Here is a 16137-nt window from a genome sequence, read left to right as displayed (position 1 = left end):
CGGCCTTGTGGACCGGGGGCGGCGCTGGTGTCGGTGTGCAGGTCGCCTCTCGGCGAGTGGCGCGACGCGGCTCCAGCCGAACGGTATTCCGCGAAGGCGATATTAGGTGAGGCCCGGGGACACTGAGTCACACCGACACCCTCCACAACCAGCCAGGCCCCCACGTTGTTCCCCACGCTCACCCCTACCGCCAAACCGCCGCACGACGGTGGCCGGCGGCGCGGTCAGCATCGCGCGCGCGGAGGCAGTCGCGGACGCGCCGGTGCCGGTGCCGGTGCCCTTGCCCTTGCCCTTGCCCTTGCCCTTGCCCTTGCAAGATCGTGCTCGATCCTTGTTGTAGTGGCCACCGTTGCTGAGCACGGGGACTACCACCAGGATCGAGCGCGATCTTGGTCGCGGTGGGCGGTCGCGCAGCGGCGGTCGGTTGTCAGTTGTCGGTGTCCGCGAGATCTTGGACAGTTTCCGTTCTCGCGTAACGGAAACTGTCCAAGATCTACGAACAATCACCGATCAGGCCGGGGCAATCAGCTCCCCGGCACGCCCGAGGGGTGCGTCGGGCACCTCACCGCCCAGCCCGCCAGCCCCGCTCAGGCGGCGGATACGCCGCTGGCCGGCACCCCCGGAGTTGCGGGGCGCCGGCCAGCGGTCGGTGTCGTGCGGGTGCTGCTGGTGCGGTGGTGCGGGTGTCAGCTGTTCCAGTACTGGCCGACCAGGTCGGTGGCCTGCTGCTCCCACTGCGCGTACGCGTCCGGGTACGCCGACACCTGCACGGTCTGCGCGGCCTCGGTCAGCGGCATGTCCTGCCACCCGTCGACCTGCTTCAGGCCCTTGAGGAACGCGGTGGTCGAGTACGCCGGGTCGGTGATCTGCTCCGGCGTACCCCAACCACTGGACGGGCGCTGCTGGAACAGGCCCAGCGAGTCGTGGTCGTTCATGTCGCCGAGGTGGCCCAGGTTGTCCAGCTTCGACTCCTGCAGGCTCGTCGCGATCGAGATCACCGCGGCCCGCTCGGGCAGGCCGGCCTTCTTCGTGGCGGCGATGATCGCCTTGACGTTGGCGGTCTTCTCACCGGTGAGGTCGATGTGCGACTGGTCGCCCTGCGGCTTCGGGGCGGTGGTCTGCACGGCGGCCGCGACGGGCTTGGCATCGACCGGGTTGGCGTGGGCGGCGATCGGACCGGCGAACACGCCACCGGCGAACGCGAGACCAGCAACAGACAACACACTCTTACGCATGATCGTGTTCATGGGGGTAGCTCCTTCGGGGGTAGGACACCTCAACCGCCAGGGGGAAAGCGGCAGGGTGTGAGCACCTCGTCCGGCGCTGCACAAACAAACAGGAGAAAGTCTTTGGGGTCGGCGACCGGCAAGCGCGAGGGCTTGCGGTGCCGGGGTCCAGGTGTAACGACCGGCGGGCCGGGGTCATTCCGGGGGCGGCCCATCCATCTCGCCTCCACCCGAAGGCGGTAGCGGGGCGATCGTTCGCGGGGACTGCAACGACCGGACCCGATCCCGCATTCCCACCCCCGTGGCGGGGGCGGCGGGCCGGTGGTCCTGCGATCGTCAGAGTATGTAACGACCCCACCCCGGCCAGCATTCCGGGCCACCGGTGCGCCCGGTCACAGCCAAACACTACCCACAACCGGACATTCGACCCAAGCGTGCCCGGCACACCTGGTTCGAATGCCCCACCGAGCGATGATCAGCCACGAATCAACGAAACCTCGGCCAAGGGATAAGCAAGCCCAACGGCCGCGACCACCAGGACGGCAAGCTCGACAGCGCCGGTCGCGGCGGGCCGGGTCAGCGCGCGTCCGAGGTCCACGAACCGCTTCGGTAGAGAGTGCCGCGTCCACCCGGATCGGGCACCCCGAGGACCGCCTCCTCACTCCCGGGGGCACCGGGAACCGCCGGTTCGGGGTTGCGGGCGGCACGGCGGGCGCGCAGCACGCGGGACCCGACGAACCAGGCGGCCGCCGCCGCGCAGACCACGATCACCACTTTCTGGAGCGTGCTCGCGTACCCCTCGACGAGGTGCCAGTTGTCACCGAGCAGATAGCCGGCGAGGACGAACGTGGTGTTCCAGATCAGGCTGCCCAGCGTGGTGTAGAGCAGGAACGTGCCCACCGGCATGCGCTCCACCCCGGCCGGAATGGAGATCAGGCTCCGGAAGATCGGGATCATCCGGCCGAAGAACACCGCCTTCACACCGTGCCGGAGGAACCACGCCTCGGTCCGGTCCACGTCGCTGAGCTTCACCAGCGGCAGCCGGGCCACGATGGCGCGCATCCGGTCGCGACCCAGCGATGCGCCGACCAGGTAGAGCGCCAGCGCGCCCACCGCCGAGCCCAGCGTGGTCCAGAAGATCGCACCGACCAGACTCATCCGGCCCTGCGCCGCGACGAAACCGGCCAGCGGCAGGATCACCTCGCTGGGGATCGGCGGGAACAGGTTCTCCAGCGCCACAGCCAGGCCGGCACCCGGCCCACCGAGTCGTTCCACCAGGTCACTGACGTAACCGACGAGGCCGCCCTGCGGTGGTTCCGCTGCGGCGGTGGGGGTTCCGGTGGCGAGCAAGGCGTGGGACGTTCGAATCATGCGCCCACCGTACGAAGTAAACCTGAGAGCCGACCATGCGGTTGACCGCCCGGCCGCGCGAGTCGACCACACCCGTGGAGGTGGGGAAAACCGCACCCCTCTGCGGCTCGCGGTGGCGCAGCCGCTGTGCGTACCCCTGGATGTCGCGGAGAACGCGCGGACGCACGCCGCCGCGGTCCGCGCGGCGGGTGCCCGGCTGGTGGTCTTTCCCGAACTGTCCCTGACCGGGTACGAGTTGGAGGCGCCGCCCGTGCCGGTCGACGACCCGCGGTTGGCGCCTTTGGTCGAGGCGTGCGCCGAGACGGGCACGTTGGCCCTGGCCGGCGCCCCGGTCGCCGGCGACCACATCGCGGTGCTGGCGGTGACCGGCGCCGGGGTGACGCTGGCGTACCGGAAGATGTGGTTGGGTGGCGCCGAGGCCCGTCGGTTCCGGCCGGGCGACGCGCCGGTCGTGCTCGATGTGGACGGCTGGCGGGTGGGGTTGGCGGTCTGCAAGGACACCGGCGTCACCGCGCACGCGGAGCGGACCGCGGCGCTCGGGATCGACGTCTACGCGGCGGGTGTCGCGGAGTCCGCACGCGACGCCGCCGTGATGGACCAGCGGGCGCACCGGATCGCCACCGCGCACCGGGTCTGGGTGGCGGTGGCGAGTTTCGCCGGCTCGACCGGCGGTGGCTTCACCGAGGCGGCCGGACGGTCCGGGGTGTGGACGCCGGAGGGCAAGGTCGTCGCGCGCGCGGGCACCGAGCCGGGAGAGTCGGTCGGCGTCAGCCTCGGTTGAACGGGCCGTCGACGTCGGACCCACCGCTTAGCGTGGGGCCACGTCACCGACGCGAGGAGGCACCATGGGCAAGGCCGCGACGACCGGCACGGTCCGCTCGGCGGACGGCACCAGCATCGCGTACGAGCGCAGCGGCACCGGCCCGCCGGCGATCCTGGTTGACGCGGCGGGCGGATTCCGCGAGATGGGTCCGATGAGGTCACTGGCCGCTCACCTGGCCGAGGAGTTCACCGTGCTGACCTATGACCGGCGGGGCCGGGGGCAGAGCACCGACACCTCGCCGTACGCGCCGCAGCGGGAGGTCGAGGATCTGCGGGCCCTGATCGACGACGCGGTCGGCGGGTCTGCCGCCCTGTACGGCTTCTCCTCCGGCGCGGTGCTGGCGTTGCTCGCCGCGACCGGTGGCCTGCCGGTCACCCGGCTGGCCGTGCTGGAGCCGCCGTTCGAGCAGCAGGAGCGGTCGCCCGACGAGCCGGACCTGGCCGCGGACATCATCAGGTTGGTAGCCGACGGGCGGCGCGGCGACGCGGTGCTGCACTTCCAACGCAGCATCGGAGTGCCGGCGGAGATGATCGACGGCATGCGCGACGGGCCGGGTTGGCCGGCCCTGCAAGCCCTGGCACACACTCTGGTCTACGACCTCACCCTGCTCACGGCCCTGCCGGCCGAGGCACTGACCACGCTCACGACCCCGACGTTGGTGCTCGACAGTGAGCAGAGCGACGCACGGCTGCGCGGCTGGGCGCGAGGGGTGGCCGAGACGCTGCCCGCCGGGCGGCACCGCACGCTCCCGGGCGAGTGGCACGGCGTGTCGGACGAGGTACTGGCGCCGGTGCTTGCCGAGCACTTCGCCGGCCGCGCCGACTGAACGACGACGGGTGTCGTACGCCTCGGGCAGGATCTCCTTTGGCTGAGCGGCTGGGTTTGCGCCTCGACCATGACCTTGGAATGCTCCGCGGGTGACTTCCTTACCGGGGACCTTCGCCGACGATGTCATCGACCAGCCGGCGCGGACGCAGATCGAGACGTTCATCGACGAGCATCGCCGAGCGCTCAACGGCTGTCTGGACGGGCTGACCGAGGAGCAGGCGCGCCGCTCGTTGGTGCCGTCCCGGACCACGCTGCTGGGTCTGGTGAAGCACGCCACCGTCGTGGAGAAGGTCTGGTTCGACGAGGCCATCACCTGCCGCTCCCGCGCCGAGATCGGCATCCCCGCCACACCGGACGAGTCGTTCATCCTCGACGACGACGACACCATCGCGTCGATCCAGCACGCACACCGCGAGGCATGCGTTGCCTCCCGCCGCGCGACGTCTCCGCTGGGCCTGGACGACGTCCTGCGCGGCAACCGACGCGGCCCGCTGCCGCTGCGCTGGGTGTACCTGCACGTGCTGCGCGAGCTGGCCCAGCACTGCGGGCACGCCGAAATCCTGCGCGAGCAACTCCTGGCCGAGGAGTAGTACGGGCGGTCAGCCGGCGTCCAACACCTCCCGCAACCGTGCCGCGAACTCCTCGGGCTTGCCCGCGTAGCCGAACTCGCCGCCGAGGAAACCGCCGTGGTGACTCGGGAACACCACGGCCTCCTGGCCGAGTAGAGCCGCGAGGGCGAGGGCCGTCCGCGCGGTGTACGTACCCGTCGACTCCTCGCCGACGGCGACCACGATCCGGGTCGGCGCCGCGGTGAGCCGGCTCGCGTCGGGACGATAGTCGCTGATCGCCCACGACAGGTCCGACAGCAGCGGGTCGTCACGGCTGCCGTCGTCCTCGGTGGACAGTCCGAACATCGCCGGGTCGGCTGCGGGCCGGGCGAAGTAGGCGTCGGTGAACTCGCCCTGCCACGACGTCATCGCGATGAACGCGGCCATGCCCGCACCGGCGCCCTTCGTCCGGTACGCCTGGTAGAAGTCGGCCCGAGCGCGTTCGGCAGCCCCGGCGTCGGGGAGCACCGCGTTGATCGGCGGCTCGTGCGCCACCAGTGTGACGACGTCACCCGGGTAGGCCGCGACGAGTTCGAGGGCCGTCACCGCACCGCCACTGCTGGCGAACAGGTCGACCGGACCGGCGCCGAGCACCTCGATCAGGTGGTGCAGGTCGGCCGCCTGCTGCTGCGGCGTGTGGTCGGTGCGGCCGTCCGTGCGGACGCTGCGACCGAGGCCGCGCGGGTCGTAGGTGACGACGGTACGGTCGGTGAAGTGCGGAGCGAGCGCGGTGAAGCCCTCCGCCGTCATCGGTTGACCGATCATGAGCAGCACGGGACGCCCGCCGGACGGGGGCAGCGGACCGCGGACGTCGTAGACCAGGTCGACGCCGGGCACGGCGAGGGTGTGTGTCTGCGTTGTCGTCATGTCGGTGAGACTACGGCCGGCGCAATCCGCTGGGCGACACGCCGGGCCGGCGCGTCCCGGAGGGCATCCTGGACACCGACCTCGGCTCGGCACAGCGGTACTGGATCACGCCTTGGCCCACCCGCCGGTGTCACCGAAGCGGCGCAGCGTCCACCGGGCCGGCGGCCAACCGCCGGGGTCGTGATCGGTGGTCCATTCGGTGATCGAGGCCGGGGCGACGTCCAGGTCGAACGCCCGGAAGATCGGCTGCGCGGCGAGCGCGTGGAAAGCGCCCTCGACGGTCTCGCTGTGGCCGACCAGCACCACGGTGCCGCCCCGGTGCCGATGCGCGATCTCCATGATCGCACGGCTGACCCGGACCACCAGTTCGGCCCAGCTCTCGTTGCCCTCCTCGAACGGCCGGAACACACCCCCACCGGCCACCGCGTGTTCGCTGCGGAAGCGGGCGGTCGGCAGACCGTCGGCGTACGGGGGTGTGTGCCAGGTGCACAGACCGCAGTCGGCCACCGGTCGGACGCCGAGCGCCGCGCCGATGGGTTGCGCGGTCTCGACGGCTCGGCGCAGGACGGACGAGTAGACCGCGACCGGCCCGTCGGCAGCAACGTCACGGGTGAGCCTGTTGGCGAGGTCGTGTGCCTGCTCGTGGCCGAGGGCGGTGAGGCCCCGGCAGCCACGCGGCCCGCCCACGATTCCCTCGACCTGGTGAAGCGACTCGCCGTGCCGCACGAAGATCAGACGTGTCCGCATCGGCACATCATGCCAGCGGGTTCGACAGCGATATCAGTCGTCCGTACGGCCCATGGAGAAGCTGCTGGCCCGGGTCAGCAGAGCGTCCAGCTGGGCGCCCGTCTGCGCTGGTAGCCGGTCGCGTTCCACCAGCTCGGAGAGGTGTTCGCGCAGTTCGGCGACCCGCTTGGCCCGGTCCCTGGTGCGTCGGTTCAGGTCGGCGAGGTCGTCGCGCAGATCGTCGGCGGTCCTGGGGTCGACGTCGCCGCGGGCGACCGCCCCGGCGAGGACGGCGGCGAACTCGCTTGTCACCTCCCGAAAGCTGACCGGCACCTGCCCGGTCGTCGGGGGCGCGGTGCTGGCGCTGGGTCGGGGCGAGGAGGGTGCCGCCGGTGACGGCGAGTGCGTCGTGGGTGCGGGCTTCGGAGCGGACGCCGACGGCGGGGCGACCGCCTGGGGCGAGGTGGGCGCGCTCGGTGTGCCCCACGGACCCTCGGCGAGCAGAGCACCGACGCCGACCAGCACGGCGAGGCCGGCGGCGACCAGCACGACGAGGGGCCGGCGCGACCGGCGGCGGGGCGATGCGGCGGCCGCCGGGGCGGGGCGGGCCGCCGAGCGGTCGATCAGGGTGGGAGGGTGCGCCACCGGCCGGACGCGCAGCAGTTCGGTGGGCGGCTCGACCGGCTGGCCGGCGCCGAAGCGGCGCGCCAGGTGCGCGGCACTCGGCCGGTCGGCGGGGTTGGCGGCCAGGCAGGCGAGGGTCAACTCGGCGATGTCGGCGGGCAGGCCGGACACCCGCAGCGGCGGCACCGGAGTGCCGCGTCGGTGCACCTCAAGGGCGTCCTCCCAGCTCTGCACGGGCAGCGGCGCCTGGCCGGTGAGGGTGCGGTAGAGCAGCGCGCCGAGGGCGTACACGTCGCTGGCCGGATCCGGCGGGCCGGCGGTCAGCCGCTCCGGGGCGAAGTAGGCGGGGGTGCCCATCAACGGTTCGCCGGACTGGCCGTCGAGCCCGCCGAGCGCGGCGATACCGAAGTCGAGCACCTTGGCCCCGGTGTCCGTGAGCATCACGTTGCCCGGCTTGACGTCGCGGTGCACGACGCCGATGCGGTGCGCGGCGGCGAGCGCGGCGGCGATCTGCCCGGCCACCCGGACCGCCTCCGGCCAGGGCAGCGGCCCGCCGCGCAGGCGGTCGGCCAGGTTGTGACCGTCGACGAGTTCCATCACCAGGTACGGGACCACGACGCCGCCGGTCAGTGTCGCCTCGGCGTAGTCGTACACCTGGGTCACGTGTGGGTGGGTCAGCCGGGCGGCCGCGCGGGCCTCGCGTTGGATGGTGGCCCGCAGTTGCGGGTCGGCGGCGAGTTGCCCGGCGAGGACCTTGATCGCGACCGGTCGGCCGAGCACGTCGTCGTCGGCCCGCCACACCTCGGACATGCCACCGAGCCCGATCCGCTCGTGCAGCACGTAGCGGTCGTGGAGACGGAGGGTGGGCGTGAAAGGTGACATGGCCTCACCAGTCTGCCTGGCCGAGCCTCACTCGACCACCCTCCGTGCCCGGACCCACACTGTTCGTCCCATGCGTACCAGAATGAGTTTCGGTCGGGTCAGGAGCAGCGCGGCGCGGCGGGCAGCGGTCGCGGCTGGATGCGGTCGGCGAGCCGACGCAGGGCGACGGCGACGACCTGCCTGGTCGGGGCGAGCACGGCCGGACGGACGCGTTCGACCTGGACCGGTGCGTCCGGTCGGGCCGAGTTGACGTGCCGGTTCATGGCGTCGAGCGCGGTGACGTATCCGGTGGGAAGTTCCATGGTCAACTCCTCGGGACAGGTCCGGTGGAGGCCCGGACGACGAGTGCGGTGGGCAACAACACATGGCCGGCCGCGGCGTCCGCGGGCGGGTCGAGCAGGAGTTCGGCGGCGATCCGGCCCTTCTCCTCGGCGGGCTGCCGGACCGTGGTGAGGCCAGCCGCGGCAGCCTCGGGGACATCGTCGAAACCGGTCACCGAGACGGCCGAGCGGCTGCCGTCCGGCCGCTGCTCCAGGGCGTCCAACACACCGAGGGCAAGCACGTCCGAGCCGGCCAGCACGGCGGTCGGCGGCGTCGGTGAGTCGAACAGGCCGGCGACGGCGGCGGCTGCCGCCGGGCGGCTGTTGCCCGGGGCGTTGACCAGGGTCAGCTCGGCCCACTCGACGCCGACCTCGGCGAACGCGTCGGCGAATCCGGCGAGCCGGCCCCGGGTGGTGGGGTGCCCCACTTCGTGCACGCCGGACAGGCGCAGCGGGCCGGCGGGGGCGTCGGGGACGACGGAATCGGCGAGCAGTGCCACCCGGCGATGGCCGAGGCCGGCCACGTGTGCGGCGACGCCATGCGCCGCGGCGCGCTCGTCGATGCCGACGAACCGCTCGTCCGGGCCGGCGTCGTCGCGGGCGGCGGTGCTGACGTACGGCAGTCCGCGGGCGCGAATCACGTCCAACGCCCATTCCTCGTCGGCGACGCAGTAGACGCAGAACCCGTCGACCGCGGCGTTCTCCACCGCCCGTCGGGCGTCGGTCACGGCCGGCGGCAGCGGCACCAGCAGCATGCTGGTGCCGTGCCGCTCGGCGGCCACGCCGACCCCGGCGAGGAAGCGGACCGCGAACGGGTCGGTGAAGGCGTACGACAGGTGCGAGGTGAACAGCACGCCGATCGACCCGACGAAGCCCCGGCGCAGGGACCGCGCGGTGGGGTTGGGGCCGGGGTAGCCGAGTTGTCGGGCGGCGTCCAGGATCCGCTCGCGCAGGGCGGCGGAGAGCTGGTCGGGGCGGCTGTAGGCGTTGGACACGGTGCTGCGCGAGACGCCCACGGCGTCGGCCACGGCTTGCAGGGTCGGCTTCACCGGCACCTCTCTGTATCGATCCAGTCTGTATCGATACAGAGACTAGCTCGGCCAGTCGGCGTCGGTCAATACGTGGATGCGACTCGGAGTTCGGCGATGCCTCTCAGGGCTGCCGCAACCCTCGGCGGCCAGCCGCTGACGTGCCGCCGCCATATCGGTAAGCGGCAGCCGTCCGGCCGGTCGCAGGAGTGAGCCAGCGGGTCAGGGCAGGCGGGCCACCGCGCCGTACACGCTCACCTCGACAGGCGAGGGACGTGGCGGCGGTTCGCTCTCCGCCCGCCACTCGGCGACCGAGGTGATGCCCGGCTCGACCATGTCGAGATCGGCGAAGAAGCGGGCGAACTCGTCTTGGCCGCGTAGGTTGATCAGCCCGTGCGGGCCGCCTTGTCGGGCCTTCGCCCGGAAGTCCGCGGCGACCGCCGGCGGAAGGTGGTCGTGGGTGCCGTGCGAGGCGGCCAGGTAACTGCCGGCCGGCAGCGCGTCGAGCAACTGCCGCACCAACGCGTACGGCTCGTCCTCGTCGGGCAGGAAGTGCAGGACCGCGACCAGCATGAGCGCGACCGGCTGGGACAGGTCGATGGCGCGGATCAACTCCGGGTGCGCGAGGATCCGCTGCGGGTCGCGCAGGTCGGCGTCGATGTAGGCGGTGGCACCTGCTGTCGAGCTGCTCAACAGCGCGCGGGCGTGGGCCAGCACGATCGGGTCGTTGTCCACGTAGACCACCCGGGTTTCCGGAGCGATGGCCTGGGCGACCTCGTGGGTGTTGTTGGCGGTCGGGATGCCGGTGCCGATGTCGAGGAACTGCCGGATGCCCGCCTCACGGGCCAGGTATCCCACCGCCCGCTGCAGGAAGCGGCGGTTTTCCAGGGCCGCGGTGCGGACGGTCGGAAAGGCGGCGGTTATCGCGTCGCCGGACTCCCGGTCGGCCTGGAAGTTGTCCTTGCCGCCCAGCCAGTAGTTGTAGCGGCGGGCCGGGTGCGGCACCGAGGTGTCGATCCGGTCGCTCGGTGAGCCGACCGTCGTGCCCGCAGCATCTGTGGTCAAGGCAGCCCCCGCATGATCTGTCCACTGTCGCCGTTCGTCGACCATGGTAGTGCCAGGGCGGGTGTGCCCGTGACCCCGCTCGACGATCAGGCGGGATAGAGGTCGTCCAGCAGCTGGCCGAGAATCTCCGCCGTACGCTCGGGTGGCTCGGCCTCGACACAGAGCCGTTCCATGGCCACCGCGTAGTAGTCCAGGTCGTCGCGCTTGTCGAGGTAGATGGCACTGGTGAGTTGTTCGATGTAGACGATGTCGGGCAGCTCCTGGTCACCGAAACGCAGGATGGTGAAGGCGCCCCCGGCGGCGGCGTGACCCCCGGCGGCGAACGGGATGACCTGGAGCCGGATGTTCGGTGACTTGGTCGCCTCGATGAGGGCGGTGAGCTGGGCGCGCATGACCTCGGGGCCACCGATCGGTCGGCGCAGCGCCGCCTCGTCCACCACGGCCCAGAACTGTGGCGGGCTCTCCCGGTGCAGCAACTGCTGACGCTGCATCCGCAGGGCGACGCGTCGGTCGATCTCGCCCGGCCCGGCCGTGCCGTGTCCGAGCAGCACGACCGCCCTGGCGTACTCCCGGGTCTGCAGGAGGCCGGGCACGAACTGCACCTCGTAGCTGCGGATCAGTGCGGCCGCGGCCTCCAGGCCAAGGTACGACTGGAACCAGGTCGGCAACACGTCGCCGTATCGGTGCCACCAGCCGGGGCTGTTGGCGTCCCGAGCGAGCTTGAGCAGGGCGTCACGCTCGTGTTCCTCCGTGACGCCGTACAGGGTCAGCAGGTCGGAGACGTCGCGCTCCTTGAAACCGACCCGGCCCAGCTCCATTCGGCTGATCTTGGATTCGGAGGAGCGGATCTCCCAGCCGGCACCCTCCCGGGTCACCCCGCTGGACTCCCGCAGGCGGCGCAACTGGGCGCCGAGCAGCATCCGGAGCACCGTCGGCCCCGTCGTCGGGCCACCCTCGGCAGGAACCATCGTCACGTGCGGACCTCCGGACACCGACCCGTGATGGCCAGACACCCCAGCCCGGCCGACGAGTAAGCATGCCATGGACCGACAGTGAGGTGAACTCCTCCGGACCGGTCTTTCGGTCCCGTCGCCGGGACGCCCCCGCTGACGAACGGTCAGTTGATGAGGTGGTCGAAGTCGCCGTCGCGCGCGCCGAGCACGAAGGCGGTGATCTCGTCCACCGTGTAGATCAGTGCCGGCCCCTCGGGATGCCGTGAGTTGCGGACCGCGATGCCCGCCCCTTCGGGCAGTTCGGCGAGTTCGACACAGTTGCCGCTGGGGTTGCTGCGGCGGCTCTTCTGCCAGCTCAACGGAGGCAACTGGTGGATCGGTACGCCATTGGGTGGCTGCTGCATGAAGGCGTCTTTCTGCTCACGAGCCCGCCGGTGGCCGTGGGAGGAGCGGTGACGGCGAGAGGGGTGTCATATCGACGGTGGACGGTTATGCACGTGCATCTGCTATTGCATCTGCACCGGACGGCGAGCATGATAACGCACGTGATCGGTGGCCATCCGTTCACTTTGAGTTACCCCGACAGGGGCAACCATCAGGCAAAACGTGGCCCCGACGCGGCACGCCGCGTCGACCGAGGCTGGAGGCGGTCGAGGCGATGGGAGGGATCGTGCCCGATCCGATGAGTGTCGCGTCCGGCATCTGTGCCGCTGGTGCGCTGCTCTCCTCCTGGCAACTACGCCGACGGGCGTTGCGCGCCGAGGCCGAGATCGGGCACCTCCACGCCGAGCTGGCCGCCGAACGGCACGCCGCGAGTCACGACCCCCTCACCGGGCTGCCCAATCGCCGCGCCTTCTACCGCCTCGCGGCCACCCTGCTCACCGACGCGGCCGGCGAGCCGTTGATCGCCGTGGTCCTCGACCTGAACGACTTCAAACAGATCAACGACCAGTACGGGCACGCCGCCGGCGACCAGGTGCTGATCAGTGTGGCGGAGCGGCTCGCCGGTTTCGCCGGGGACAACCTCGTCGCCCGCCTCGGCGGCGACGAGTTCGCCGGGCTGCTCTCCACCCCCACCGTCGACCGGCGCTGGATCGAGCACGCCACCCGCCGCCTCAGTGAGACAGTCGCCGCGCCGATCCGGCTGAGCGGATGCAGCGTCCGGGTCACCGCGTCCGTCGGGCTCGCCCCGGTGACCGGTCCGGCCCAGCTCACCGACGCGCTCAGCCGTGCCGACGCGCTCATGTACCAGGCGAAGAGCCTCGGCGGCGCCCGGTCTCCCCGGCAACTGGTCGACAGCGCGGCGTGGTCAGGCGTCGGTCCGGCGCGGCGTACGGCGCGGTGGCGCGAGGTCACGCATCGCCGCGTCGGCGAGGGTGACCAGACCGACCGGTGACACCAGCCCCCGCACGATCGCCGTGGCTCGATCCCGCTCGGCCGGGTCGGCGCCCGGGTCCAACGCCTGGCGGGTCCAGTCACTGAGGTCGTCGAGCGCGCGGACCGCGAGGAACCACGCCAGGCGAGCCGGGTCGATGTCCGCCGGACCGTAGCCGGCGAGCACGGCCCTCTGCTGCCCGGGGGTGACCGGCGCGAAGGCGAGCACCCCACCCCGGACGAACATCAGGTCACACTCGGGCGGCGCGAGCACGGCGTCGTCCCAGTCGATCAACCACACCTGCCCGTCCGCCCCGAGCAACAGGTTGCCCAGGTGCGGGTCGCCGTGACAGACGACCGGCGCGGGGCGATCGCGCAGGTCGGCGGCCATGCGCTCCACTCCGCCGGTCAGTGTGCGCACCCGGTCGGCCACCGTGGACCACACCGCCGCGAGGTCGGCGAGCACCGGACCGGCGGGGTCGGACCGGTCCGGGTCGCGCAGCCGCTCGGCCATCGCGCGGGTCGCGGCGACGATCGAGGGGTACGCCGCGCCGCCCGGAGGCAGCAGCCGGCTCAGTTCGTCGGTCACCGGCACCGCGTGCACGGCCGCCAGCACCTCGCCGTACGCGTACCAGTGCGCGTCGGTCATCGCCCCGTCGAGCGCCCGCTGGTCGGAGACCCACGGCACCACCGAGAGGCGGTGGCTGTCGTGGTCGACGGACAGCTGTCCGTCGTGGGTCCGCAGCGGCGCGGCGATGCCCGGCACCCCCTGTCCGGCCAGGTACGCCGTCACGGCCAGACCGGCCGCGGTGCCGCCGCCGCTCAGCTTGACCGCGTACCGAGCGCCGTCGACGGTGGACGCCAGCCACAGTCGGGCGTGCTCGTCCGCGCCGTGGGTCACCCGCTCCATGGTGGACAGTGGCAGGCCGAAGGCTGCCCGGACCTGCTCGGCCACCTGCCGCAGGACGTCCTCGGTCATGCGGCCAGCATGCCAGCCCTGCCGGGCCACCCGGTGTGCCGGCCGCCCACGTTCAGCGCAGCGTGGCCAGGTGCCGGTCCAGCGCGGCGTACGACTCGGCGGCGCCCCTCGTCATGCCGGAGTCGACCTCGCCGTCGCGCTCCTTCGTGGTGTCGTACCGGACGGACCGTCAGGTCAGGGAGCGTGCTCATGGTGGGTCTCCCTCAGGTCGCGGAGGTAGGTGTCCAGGGTGTCGTAATGGTCGTCCCAGAGCCGGCGGTACTGGTCGAGCCACTCGGCGAGCGTCCGCAGCGGCGCCGGGTCCAGCCGGCAGCGACGCCACTGCGCCTCGCGGGTCCGCACGATCAGGCCCGCCCGCTCCAACACGGCGAGGTGCTTGGAGACCGCCTGGACGCTGATCGGGAACGGTGCCGCCAGTTCGTTGACCGTGGCCGCACCGGTCGCCAGCCGGGCCAGGATGGCGCGGCGGGTCGGGTCGGCGAGCGCGGCGAACACGGCGTCGACAGGATCTGCTGTCATCTGTCGCTTTCCACCAGAAAGTTAATCAACCTGCCGGTTGAATATACAGCCCAACGCTCTCTCGTCCACGGCTTCGCCGCCTCGTGAGTGTCGGGGCCACTGTCCGGGTATGGGACAGCCACATCCCCGCCGACCAGCCGGAGGAACCGACGTGGCGACCATTCGCGCCCTCGTGCTCAACTGCACCCTCAAGCCCTCACCAGCGCCGTCGAGCTCCGAGCAACTCGGTCGGGAGGTGCTCGCCGAGTTGGCCGCACAGGGCGTCGAGGGCGAACTGGTCCGCGTCGTCGATCACGGCGTGCGCTTCGGGGTGTCCACGGATGAGGGCAGCGGCGACGGCTGGCCGGCGATCCGCGCCAAGCTGCTGGCGGCCCAGGTGCTCATCATCGCCACGCCGATCTGGCTCGGTCAGCCGGCCAGCGTCTGCAAGATGGTCCTCGAACGCCTGGACGCCGAACTGTCCGAGACCGACGCCGAGGGTCGGCTCCTCACCTACGGCAAGGTGGCCGGCGTCGCCGTCGTCGGCAACGAGGACGGCGCACACCACACCATCGGCGAGGTGCAGCAGGCACTCAACGAGGTCGGGTTCACCCTCCCCGCCGCCGCCGCGACCTACTGGGTCGGCGAGGCGCTGCACAAGGTGGACTACCGCGACGCCGGCCCCAAGCCCGACACGACCGGCCGCACCACGAAGGCCCTGGCACTCAACACCGCGCACCTGGCACGGCTGCTCGCCGACCAGCCGTACCCGCCGCCGGACGCGCGGGGCGCAGCGGTCGGCCCGAGCCGCGAGTAGGCATGAGCACCAGGTGCGTCACTCCCAGGGCCGCTCGACAGGGGCGGCCCCGCCGGGCGCGCGGTCAGCGCCAGCCGTAGCCGGCGCGCAGCGCCTGCCCGACCCGGTCGAACCGGGGCCGATCCAACACGGCACCCTCGCGGCGGATGCTGTCCTCGCGCATGGTGAGCACCCGGTCCAGGCGGACCCAGCTCGGCCGGTTGTCCCGGTCCCACTCACCCGGCCCGAGCGCGAACCAGTGCCGCTGCCCGTCCCGCTCGCTCTGACTGGACAGCATCAGCCCGAACAGCGTCCGGCTGTGCCGACCGACGACAAGTACCGGCCGGTCCTTGCCCTGCCGGGGGTCGTCTTCGTACGGCACCCACGTCCAGACGATCTCGCCCGGATCGGCCTGACCGTCCCGCTCCGGGGCGTACGTCAGCTCCCGTCGTTGCAGGGCGCTCACCTGACGGCGGCGGGCCACCTGCGCGGGTGCCGGCCCGGCACGTCGGGGCGACGGGAGCACCGCGCCCACCCGGGAGATACGAGCCGCGACATTCCTCAACAGACCAGCCACGGCGGGCAGCCTACCCGCCGCCGTGCCAACCACCGGCGTGGGAGTTGCTGCGGCAGACTGGGCCGATGAGTGCCATACCCGACGACCTGCCGATCCTCGAACGGCGTGCGGTACGGGTGGTGGTCGTCGACCACGCCGACCGGGTGTTGCTGTTCCACACCCACGACCCGGACCATCCCCGGCTGGGAAAATGGTGGGAGCTGCCGGGCGGCGGCATGGACCCCGGAGAGACCTACCGCGACACGGCGGTACGCGAGCTGCGCGAGGAGACCGGCATCGTGGTCGCCGCCGACCAGGTGGGCGCGCCGATCTGGCATCGGCAGGCAAGCTTCCTGCACCGTCAGGTGCGGCACGTCCAGGACGAGGTGGTGGTCACGGTACGACTCGCGGGCCCCGGCCCGGACGTGGACGAGGCGCTTCGCCTCGACTACGAGCGCGAGGACTACTTCGACTTCCGCTGGTGGCCGCTGCCGGAGGTGGTGGCCAGCCCGGAGCGGTTCTACCCGGGGCAACTCCCCCGGCTGATCACGCCCTTCCTGGCCGGGGAGGAGATCGACGAGCCGTTCGAGTTGTGGTCGTGAGCCGGGCCGGC

General features: G+C 71.8%; 18 protein-coding genes and 1 pseudogene. 6 read left to right on the top strand and 13 right to left on the bottom strand.

Features of this window, described 5'->3' with window-relative positions:
- Positions 1–686: 686 nt before the first annotated feature.
- Both AB0C25_RS11245 and AB0C25_RS11240 read right to left on the bottom strand, forming a co-directional pair.
- Positions 687–1247, bottom strand: coding sequence for a hypothetical protein (locus AB0C25_RS11245; protein ID WP_357371967.1), 561 nt, complete (start codon positions 1245–1247; stop codon positions 687–689).
- A gap of 555 nt (positions 1248–1802) precedes the next feature.
- Positions 1803–2597 carry a DedA family protein gene (locus AB0C25_RS11240; RefSeq protein ID WP_357371965.1) on the bottom strand — a complete coding sequence of 265 codons (795 nt, stop codon included), beginning with the start codon at positions 2595–2597 and terminating at the stop codon, positions 1803–1805.
- A gap of 112 nt (positions 2598–2709) precedes the next feature.
- On the opposite strand from AB0C25_RS11240, the gene AB0C25_RS11235 reads away from it, so the two are divergent.
- The 3 genes from AB0C25_RS11235 to AB0C25_RS11225 all read left to right on the top strand — a co-directional run bounded on the left by AB0C25_RS11235 (position 2710) and on the right by AB0C25_RS11225 (position 4838).
- A complete protein-coding gene (locus AB0C25_RS11235) occupies positions 2710–3378 on the top strand; it encodes a carbon-nitrogen hydrolase family protein (RefSeq protein WP_357371963.1) in 669 nt (222 codons plus the stop codon).
- Between the two features lie 64 nt (positions 3379–3442).
- Positions 3443–4246, top strand: coding sequence for an alpha/beta hydrolase (locus tag AB0C25_RS11230; RefSeq protein WP_357371961.1), 804 nt, complete (start codon positions 3443–3445; stop codon positions 4244–4246).
- A 91-nt stretch (positions 4247–4337) separates the two neighbouring features.
- On the top strand, positions 4338–4838 hold the full coding sequence (locus AB0C25_RS11225) for a DinB family protein (protein ID WP_357371959.1): 501 nt from the start codon (positions 4338–4340) through the stop codon (positions 4836–4838).
- Positions 4839–4847: 9 nt separating this feature from the next.
- Here AB0C25_RS11225 and AB0C25_RS11220 read toward each other — a convergent pair whose 3' ends face one another.
- The 8 genes from AB0C25_RS11220 to AB0C25_RS11185 form a co-directional block, all read right to left on the bottom strand.
- Positions 4848–5723, bottom strand: coding sequence for an alpha/beta hydrolase (locus tag AB0C25_RS11220; RefSeq protein WP_357371957.1), 876 nt, complete (start codon positions 5721–5723; stop codon positions 4848–4850).
- 105 nt (positions 5724–5828) lie between these two features.
- Entirely contained in the window at positions 5829–6470 is a 642-nt protein-coding gene (locus AB0C25_RS11215) for a histidine phosphatase family protein (RefSeq protein WP_357371955.1), read from the bottom strand.
- Between the two features lie 33 nt (positions 6471–6503).
- The gene (locus AB0C25_RS11210; protein ID WP_357371953.1) at positions 6504–7955 is read right to left on the bottom strand and encodes a serine/threonine-protein kinase; all 1452 of its coding nucleotides are present in this window, start codon (positions 7953–7955) and stop codon (positions 6504–6506) included.
- A gap of 98 nt (positions 7956–8053) precedes the next feature.
- Positions 8054–8257, bottom strand: coding sequence for a hypothetical protein (locus tag AB0C25_RS11205; RefSeq protein WP_357371951.1), 204 nt, complete (start codon positions 8255–8257; stop codon positions 8054–8056).
- A gap of 2 nt (positions 8258–8259) precedes the next feature.
- Entirely contained in the window at positions 8260–9324 is a 1065-nt protein-coding gene (locus tag AB0C25_RS11200; RefSeq protein WP_357371949.1) for a LacI family DNA-binding transcriptional regulator, read from the bottom strand.
- A gap of 201 nt (positions 9325–9525) precedes the next feature.
- Positions 9526–10368 (bottom strand): SAM-dependent methyltransferase, encoded by an 843-nt coding sequence (locus AB0C25_RS11195; RefSeq protein WP_357371947.1) that lies wholly within the window; start codon positions 10366–10368, stop codon positions 9526–9528.
- A gap of 86 nt (positions 10369–10454) precedes the next feature.
- Positions 10455–11342 carry a helix-turn-helix transcriptional regulator gene (locus tag AB0C25_RS11190; RefSeq protein ID WP_357239501.1) on the bottom strand — a complete coding sequence of 296 codons (888 nt, stop codon included), beginning with the start codon at positions 11340–11342 and terminating at the stop codon, positions 10455–10457.
- Between the two features lie 143 nt (positions 11343–11485).
- Complete coding sequence (locus tag AB0C25_RS11185; RefSeq protein WP_355031495.1) at positions 11486–11725, bottom strand: DUF397 domain-containing protein; 240 nt, start codon at positions 11723–11725, stop codon at positions 11486–11488.
- A 266-nt stretch (positions 11726–11991) separates the two neighbouring features.
- Here AB0C25_RS11185 and AB0C25_RS11180 point away from each other — a divergent pair.
- A pseudogene (locus AB0C25_RS11180) lies at positions 11992–12624 on the top strand (GGDEF domain-containing protein); the annotation flags it as partial.
- Between the two features lie 6 nt (positions 12625–12630).
- On the opposite strand, the gene AB0C25_RS11175 reads toward AB0C25_RS11180, so the two are convergent.
- Positions 12631–13674, bottom strand: a complete 1044-nt coding sequence (locus AB0C25_RS11175) for a phosphotransferase (RefSeq protein ID WP_357371945.1) — start codon at positions 13672–13674, stop codon at positions 12631–12633.
- 174 nt (positions 13675–13848) lie between these two features.
- Entirely contained in the window at positions 13849–14193 is a 345-nt protein-coding gene (locus AB0C25_RS11170) for a metalloregulator ArsR/SmtB family transcription factor (RefSeq protein ID WP_357371943.1), read from the bottom strand.
- Positions 14194–14344: 151 nt separating this feature from the next.
- Between AB0C25_RS11170 and AB0C25_RS11165 the strand changes: the two genes are divergently transcribed.
- The gene (locus AB0C25_RS11165; RefSeq protein WP_357371941.1) at positions 14345–14989 is read left to right on the top strand and encodes an NAD(P)H-dependent oxidoreductase; all 645 of its coding nucleotides are present in this window, start codon (positions 14345–14347) and stop codon (positions 14987–14989) included.
- A 64-nt stretch (positions 14990–15053) separates the two neighbouring features.
- Here the strand turns inward: AB0C25_RS11165 and AB0C25_RS11160 are convergent, their stop codons facing one another.
- On the bottom strand, positions 15054–15545 hold the full coding sequence (locus AB0C25_RS11160; protein ID WP_357371939.1) for a type II toxin-antitoxin system PemK/MazF family toxin: 492 nt from the start codon (positions 15543–15545) through the stop codon (positions 15054–15056).
- A 65-nt stretch (positions 15546–15610) separates the two neighbouring features.
- Between AB0C25_RS11160 and AB0C25_RS11155 the strand changes: the two genes are divergently transcribed.
- Positions 15611–16126 (top strand): NUDIX domain-containing protein, encoded by a 516-nt coding sequence (locus tag AB0C25_RS11155; RefSeq protein WP_357371937.1) that lies wholly within the window; start codon positions 15611–15613, stop codon positions 16124–16126.
- Positions 16127–16137: the final 11 nt, after the last annotated feature.

Source organism: Micromonospora sp. NPDC048839 (assembly GCF_040649915.1).
Classification (GTDB): Bacteria; Actinomycetota; Actinomycetes; order Mycobacteriales; family Micromonosporaceae; genus Micromonospora.
Note: the sequence above shows the minus strand (reverse complement) of the source record. Positions and strands in the feature narration are given on the sequence as shown.

Bases quoted from the DNA above. Each gene is read 5' to 3' on its own strand.
- AB0C25_RS11245 (WP_357371967.1), bottom strand. From the start codon at position 1,247: ATGAACACGATCATGCGTAAGAGTGTGTTGTCTGTTGCTGGTCTCGCG.
- AB0C25_RS11240 (WP_357371965.1), bottom strand. From the start codon at position 2,597: ATGATTCGAACGTCCCACGCCTTGCTCGCCACCGGAACCCCCACCGCC.
- AB0C25_RS11230 (WP_357371961.1), top strand. From the start codon at position 3,443: ATGGGCAAGGCCGCGACGACCGGCACGGTCCGCTCGGCGGACGGCACC.
- AB0C25_RS11220 (WP_357371957.1), bottom strand. From the start codon at position 5,723: ATGACGACAACGCAGACACACACCCTCGCCGTGCCCGGCGTCGACCTG.
- AB0C25_RS11215 (WP_357371955.1), bottom strand. From the start codon at position 6,470: ATGCGGACACGTCTGATCTTCGTGCGGCACGGCGAGTCGCTTCACCAG.
- AB0C25_RS11210 (WP_357371953.1), bottom strand. From the start codon at position 7,955: ATGTCACCTTTCACGCCCACCCTCCGTCTCCACGACCGCTACGTGCTG.
- AB0C25_RS11205 (WP_357371951.1), bottom strand. From the start codon at position 8,257: ATGGAACTTCCCACCGGATACGTCACCGCGCTCGACGCCATGAACCGG.
- AB0C25_RS11185 (WP_355031495.1), bottom strand. From the start codon at position 11,725: ATGCAGCAGCCACCCAATGGCGTACCGATCCACCAGTTGCCTCCGTTG.
- AB0C25_RS11175 (WP_357371945.1), bottom strand. From the start codon at position 13,674: ATGACCGAGGACGTCCTGCGGCAGGTGGCCGAGCAGGTCCGGGCAGCC.
- AB0C25_RS11170 (WP_357371943.1), bottom strand. From the start codon at position 14,193: ATGACAGCAGATCCTGTCGACGCCGTGTTCGCCGCGCTCGCCGACCCG.
- AB0C25_RS11155 (WP_357371937.1), top strand. From the start codon at position 15,611: ATGAGTGCCATACCCGACGACCTGCCGATCCTCGAACGGCGTGCGGTA.